This window comes from Vibrio makurazakiensis (genome assembly GCF_050337375.1).
In the GTDB taxonomy this organism is placed as follows: domain Bacteria; phylum Pseudomonadota; class Gammaproteobacteria; order Enterobacterales; family Vibrionaceae; genus Vibrio; species Vibrio makurazakiensis.
Genome location: NZ_JAKJSW010000214.1, coordinates 1 through 6,718, shown reverse-complemented (window position 1 = coordinate 6,718; position 6,718 = coordinate 1). Strand labels below are relative to the sequence as shown.

Below are 6,718 nucleotides of genomic sequence, written 5' to 3'. Positions count from 1 at the left end.
TCACGGACGCATCAACCATATTTATAAAATAATTATGATTAATATGTTACTGCATGTTAAAAAGCTAACAGATTTCATGGATTGAATAGCGATAGGTTGCTTAAACGCATGAGAAAGAGTGGTTTTACTTTAATTGAATTGGTTGTTGTCATTGTTATTCTTGGCGTGCTGGCCACTGTTGCCGCGCCRCGGTTTCTTAACATGCAAGAGTCCGCTAGAGAATCAGTACTTGATGGTGTCGCTGGTGCGATGGAGGGCGTTATTACCCAGGTCAATGCCAAAGCAGCGATTGCAGGCTTAACACCAAGCAACTCAAACCCCACAGCGGGTTCTGGTAGTAGCGCACAAGACAATTACATTATTGATTTTGGTATAGGCACCGTAGAAGTAGATTGGGCTACACTGTGCCCTGAAAGCATTGGTGAATCCGCCGACGGGCTTACCATGCTCGATTTTTTGACATTATCAACCACCGATAATTTCACTACCGCAATTGGTAATCGCCACACTGTGGTTGGTTTCGAACACAACTTTTCTGACGCAGACCTCGGCAGCAACAATATTGAGGTTCTTCCTGTAGGCTGCTACGTCATTTATGACTCATTTGGTGGACGATCAGGTGCAACGTGCCCAGCAGAAGGCTGCGAATGTACAGTGAGAATAGAAAATACTGGTTGTTAAATATCCGTACTATACCGTTCTAACTTTAACAAATGGCATAGTTTTCAAACAGACGAGCCACTAGGGCTCGTTTTTAAGATTTTTAGTTACTGTTTGAGTTATAAGATTAATAGAGGCTATTGAAAAACCGTAAACTCTTAAATAGTGACTCTACCCTTCACGGTTACCTGCCAATAATTTTGCAGCGCTGCGCATCAATGCCGGACCTTTGTTTTCGCCATAGCCCGAGTGATAAGGGTTGGTTGAGAACATAACACCAACAAAGTCACGCTCAGGGTCAACATATATCATTTGTCCTAAGTTTCCACTCTTTGCCATTGCGCCATCTTCGAAGATGAAGTCGAAATGATACGACTGATAAGCTGACATGTCGTTAAATGCACCTACCGAGCTCATTTGTTTTGTCGATCCTTGATGGCTTTCTTGATCACCATTACTTCGAATAATATGTAGCACGTTATCACTCACTACTTTCTCCGTTGCAACAGCATGCCAGCTTGGAGTAAATAATGTACCGAAACGCGCTTTATCTTCTAAAGTCGACAATACAAGGCCAAGAGCGATCGCTTTCCCATCTGGTGTTTGATTAAAAAGCATTGGTTGGCGTGCGGTCGTTTTGCCCCAAACTCGATCTTCAAAGACACGAGTAAATGTTGCACCCTCGATGTTTTCAATCATCTGTGTGAGTATCATTGTATTGATAGAAGCGTAACGGAAATGCTCTCCTGGTTTTTCATCGTCCAATTTAATAGTGTCTTTTGCTACATCAAGCCAGGTTTCACGCTGACCAGTAGAATAGCGAGGAGACCCGGTAACAGAAGAAAAAAAGCGAACTACGGGTGAGTCAGGGTTAAGTATCGACTCAAGCTTTTCTTCATTGTCTAAACCCGTCGTGTGGTTAAGCAAATCCAAAACTGTCACACCACCCCATACTGTCCCCTCTAGCTCTGGCACATAACGACTCATCGGTTTGCTGGTATCGACTCTCCCTTCCTCTACCAATTGAGCAACAATCAATCCAACCGTTGTTTTCGCTGAAGACGCCCATACATGCCGATCTGTTGGCTTCATACCTGGATAAGCTTCATATACGACTTCACCTTTGTGAACAAGCATGAACCCTTGCGTTCGGAAGTGAGGATCAGCGAGGTAATCCTTCATTGTTATTGCACCTTTCGACTGAGTTTCAACGACTAAATCATCAAGTTCAGCCTTAATATTCCGCTTCAGAGGTTGGTATTCTTCACTAGGCGAAGCAACTGCAGTCGTCAAAAACTCATTCATATACATGTTGTAGTAGAGGGAATGGTCTCCTCCCATTTGCCAATGGAAATTACTAAAATTGGCACGAGCAGCGTCAACAAAATCAGGCGTAAACGCCTTTTTAGCTCTTTCTACTGGTAGAATAACCTGAGCTCCATCGAGTTTTAAAGCAGCTTCAACAGGGCTCTCCATTTCCTTTGTTAGAGATGTAGATGCAATTGCAGATGTTGATAATAAAAAAATAGATAATGTGGATTTGTTTAGCTTCATTTGATTTCCCCTATGCGACCTACCTTCATTCTAAAGAGCAGCACTCCTTTCAAGTAGGTCATTTAGTGACAATCAATTGTCCTCTTGATAGAGTGAAAGTATTAGTTCTAGATGAAAGCGGTAACGACGCATGAAAACATCACAGAGTACTCCCCAACTTTTAGTTACCTCTTCAAATAACATTCTTCCGTACATCGAGTATTGCGATAGACATGGTATTCAATGGCGAAGCATTGCAAATAAATGTGGAATTCAGCCACAAATGCTCTCCACTGAACACTGGCTACCTACCAATGAAGTTCTTAAGTTTATTCATCAGATAGAACTGGTTCATGGCAAAAAAATAGGAGTCAATGTAGGGCGGCTTGCTACTGTTTCATTGCTTTCTCCAAATATCGAGAGACTAATTCAAACAGTAGAAACACTAGAAGACGCCATCCATGTTTTGGTAACAGAGATTATCAGCTTATCGAATCACGTCACCATTTGGACAGAGTTTAAAAATGGTGAATGGTGGTTATGCCATCACAGTTGTTATAGACACTCAAATATTGGGGTCGAGCAGGCTGAATGGTTTAGAACCAGTGCACTCATTAAGTACTGCCAACAATATCTAGGTGAACAATGGCAACCTAGTAAAACAAAGTTAATTTCGAGTCAGCCTCGTGATTCCGACCTAATAAAGCAGTATCCAAACTCTAGTATCACGTTTAATCATGAGTATGGCGCCGTGAATATCCCCCTAAGTGAAGATTTTCGTCCTCTTCCAATTCATCAAGCACAGCTTGACTGGTTCGAATCAATTGAGAAGCTGGTTGAAACGTATGCTCTTCTACCTTGGTTTAGCATTGAATGGTTTGGGGAAATGCTCGGTATGTCGAAACGTACGTTGCAGCGAAACCTAAAAAGCCAAAGCCTAGCTTTTAAAGAACTAAAGGAAGCGGCTCGATTTAAAAAAGCCAAAGAACTTCTCGTTCAAACTGAATTATCGGTGCAAGAGATTAGCTGGCAAGTAGGTTACACAGATTTAAGTAATTTCAACCGTGCCTTTAAGAAATGGGCAAACATGACTGCACCAACTTATCGCAGAAATATGACGGGTTCTGATTAACTTATCGGTGTACTTATAGGAACGTTTAGCATTCAAATTGGCACTAAATGACCTACCCTAGCCCACTGTAATCATTACAATGTGAATCAACTAAGGACGTTACATACTAGAAAGGACAATCAATAAACATTGTATCGGAGCTATATTTTTATGCCTTCCAAGTCATACCGTTCACTGCCTGCAAGTCGATTAACCACATTGCTTCTTTTAGTCACTTCCATTTTCTTACTAGGTGGATGCGCAAAAACATCAGTCGTAGAACACAATGAAAATTCTAATGTTGAAGTTTTGTACTCAGCCCCTGAAGGTAGAGATTTCCGTGAAATTGGATTAATTACCGCAACAACGGGGCAAACCATTTTCCATGATTACAGTGCGACTGGCATAGTGGCCAACATGCAAGAAAAAGCTGTATCTTTGGGAGCTGACGCGATCATTATAGATTCTGTCATTGAAGGTAGCTGGGGCTTCCTTGGCGATAGCACAGGTATAACTAAAGGCTCCGGCAAAGCCCTAGCGATAAAATATATCGAACACCCAACCTCTGTAAATCAATAAACGACAAAAGATAAGACCATAAGAATGAGCCACTTACGCCGCTTTTATGGTCTTATTTAAAAACATTATTAGGAAATATTTTATCATTAATAAATCTATCGACTTGCTCTTTAGAAAGCTGAGATCAAGACAGTTAACGAATATTAATAACAACTGAGATAGCGAGATCATTCGTCAAAAATCAAATGTTAAATTGAAGTCAATAGTATTCGAATCAGGGTTATTAAAATAATAGTTATATGAAATCGTGGGTTTGATTCCAAAAACATTTACGGTGATACCAGGGCTCAAGTAGTGATAATAATTATCAGTGAGAAGTGGGTAAATATTTTTTAACCAACGGTGTTCACTAGTCAATTTATCGTAGTGAGTCATTTTGTGTGTATATGATAATGATAGTGATACCCAGTCATTCACTTCATAGAAGCTCCCTATAGTTTTATCTAAGGAGATACTTTCTGTTCTGCCAACACTTACGTCTCTGTCAGTATATTGAATCGCGACGTCCGTATAAAAAATATAATCTTCCCACGCAATAGCACTGAATATCCCTGAGTTATAGACACCAATATCGTCCATATTACCTCCAACTGAAACGGTCACCTCGTTATAGATTAAATCTGAAACGATGAACGAATACCCAAGACCTAATTCCCCAAAATGATCACTATCGTACTGCCCAAAGACACGCCAAGTTTCATTTAAATTATGAGAGCCATAAATGGTATATGTAAGCTCGTTATTGTTATTTGGCTGGTCAAGGTAATTTTCTTTGCTAATAGATATATTAAAAGTATCACCTACGTAATCCACGACATCTTCCCAGTCAGCGTGTGCAGAAAGAGGGAAACAAATTAGTGCGAGTGTGTATGCTTTTTTCATGTTGAAACCGTATATAGATACCCATCCATGAGAACTGTTAATCATTGAAATAAATGATATTCTTTAGTCATTCACTTGGATATTACGCAGTATGAAAAAGCCTATTAAGTCAGACTTAATAGGCTTTGAAAGGGCGGACAATCCTTTGCCCTACATGAATTCTTTCGTTAAGGGGAATTTAACTGCGTTTAAACCAACCTGATAACAACAAAGGTCACCAAAAACTAGCCTATGTTCGCCCCTTAAAATGAGTAGGTTGTCATTTGTTGAAGCGTGTATTCAACTTATTAATCTGTGCTGGTGACAATTTAGCTTTAAGAGCTTGTAGCTTATTAACCTGGACTGAAGACAAACTATCCAAAGTGATTTGCTCACGGTCACCGCCTATATCGATTCGGTCATCAATTTCTGTTCTAATTTGGTCTTTTACCCATTCTGTACCATTGGCTTCAATCGTCATTAGAAGTCTAATAGCTTTAGCATTACGTTCGACACTTAGGGCATCTTGATTACGGGCAGCAAAGTCTATTAGTTGTTGCGTATCAAGATCTCTTCCGTACGCGGCATTGATTGCATTCGTCACTGTATCCCATGAACCTGAGTGAACATATGCGTCGTTCATAAGCGTTTGTAGCATAGAAACATCGCCATTCAATGTAAGATTATTCATAAGAATCACTTGTTTAATCGTCAGATCCCCCCCTGTTAGCATTGTGAAAGCCATGTCGTTTTTCTTATCAACAGGTATGCCGCTAAAGCCAGACTGCCAGTCAAGGTAATCGCCCATCATTTCAAATCCAGCTCCCTTGGCAAGAGCTTCTAAAGCTTTCTTATCTTGCGTGAACTCCAGTCGGTTTATTATGTTATCGTTGTCATAGTCAGCCCACTTGAGATCGGGTTCAATTGGTGAACCATCAACTTCTGGTATTGTCTTATCAATAACATTGATCAGTTGACGCTCTTGGATGTTAGCCAATACATCTGCGCCAGTCTTAACTGTTGCCCAGTGACCAGTACCGTTACCTTGCTCTTTCTGAACCCAAACTTCACCATTGTAAGTACGGTGCACATTGTAATTTTCACCACCCACAGAGAATGAGATATTACGGTCGTCTGTACGATTCACATTATGAAGTTTAACGCTTTCACCGTTCACCATTGTTACTAAGATGTCGTTACCAACTACGTGGAACGTAGCGCCCTCTGAGCCAGTAATTGTGTAGTTACCTTCAGAGGTTACATCGAGAGTCGCAGTCCGAACTTCTTCTCCATTAACAAACATATGCGCGGTGTCACCGTGACTGACTAAATAAACATCACGAGGGGCATCGATATCCACATCAGGTTGACCAGGTTTGTTATCCACGCCTGGTAAGATAGGTCCTTGCTCATAGTCAGGAATATCTGATGAACCATTCGATGAAGAGCTAGAAGAACCACTCAATAACGCAGCAGTTAAGCCGAGTGCTCCACCACCAATAGCTTTCCATACCCCTGAATCATCTTGCTCGTAAGCTACGCCATTTAGTTCGACAGCTTCTTCACTTTGAGCATTTAGTTCAACCTGTGTTGCAGCATCAATATCATCCATTTGAGATTGAATCGTTTTTTCTGTCGCTAGGTTTGCTAGCTCAACATCTACTTTTTGCGCAAGAACGTTGCTTGAAAACACTGTAGTGATCAGAGTTGCTAAGATTGTTTTATTCATGTTCATGTAATTAGTCCGGTAAATATTAATTAATTTCAAAATACTATTTGGTTTCGGACCATCCTTGGAAGCGATGCACGTATATTAGGTCTTCAAAGAAAACAGGAATATTAGTTAATATTTAAGTAGCTATTAAGCCAGACTTAACAGGCGTTAGCACCATACAGACCTAAAAATAAAAAGGGCCGACACAATGCCAGCCCTTTTGGTTTAATAATTAGTTCTAAGTTTAACTACCTTTTACT

At 40.5% G+C, this 6,718-nt stretch carries 6 protein-coding genes; 3 read left to right on the top strand and 3 right to left on the bottom strand.

Going from position 1 to position 6,718, the window contains the following annotated elements; all coding sequences use genetic code 11:
• Nucleotides 1-108: 108 nt before the first annotated feature.
• Nucleotides 109-681 (top strand): prepilin-type N-terminal cleavage/methylation domain-containing protein, encoded by a 573-nt coding sequence (locus L4C33_RS18130; protein WP_428813813.1) that lies wholly within the window; start codon nucleotides 109-111, stop codon nucleotides 679-681.
• A gap of 150 nt (nucleotides 682-831) precedes the next feature.
• Here the strand turns inward: L4C33_RS18130 and L4C33_RS18125 are convergent, their stop codons facing one another.
• Nucleotides 832-2,214, bottom strand: a complete 1,383-nt coding sequence (locus L4C33_RS18125; protein WP_428813812.1) for a serine hydrolase domain-containing protein — start codon at nucleotides 2,212-2,214, stop codon at nucleotides 832-834.
• A gap of 130 nt (nucleotides 2,215-2,344) precedes the next feature.
• Between L4C33_RS18125 and L4C33_RS18120 the strand changes: the two genes are divergently transcribed.
• Complete coding sequence (locus L4C33_RS18120) at nucleotides 2,345-3,325, top strand: helix-turn-helix domain-containing protein (protein WP_428813811.1); 981 nt, start codon at nucleotides 2,345-2,347, stop codon at nucleotides 3,323-3,325.
• Between the two features lie 150 nt (nucleotides 3,326-3,475).
• Complete coding sequence (locus L4C33_RS18115; RefSeq protein ID WP_428813810.1) at nucleotides 3,476-3,883, top strand: hypothetical protein; 408 nt, start codon at nucleotides 3,476-3,478, stop codon at nucleotides 3,881-3,883.
• 174 nt (nucleotides 3,884-4,057) lie between these two features.
• Here the strand turns inward: L4C33_RS18115 and L4C33_RS18110 are convergent, their stop codons facing one another.
• Entirely contained in the window at nucleotides 4,058-4,765 is a 708-nt protein-coding gene (locus L4C33_RS18110) for a hypothetical protein (RefSeq protein WP_428813809.1), read from the bottom strand.
• Nucleotides 4,766-5,024: 259 nt separating this feature from the next.
• A complete protein-coding gene (locus tag L4C33_RS18105) occupies nucleotides 5,025-6,479 on the bottom strand; it encodes a hypothetical protein (protein ID WP_428813808.1) in 1,455 nt (484 codons plus the stop codon).
• Nucleotides 6,480-6,718 lie beyond the last annotated feature (239 nt).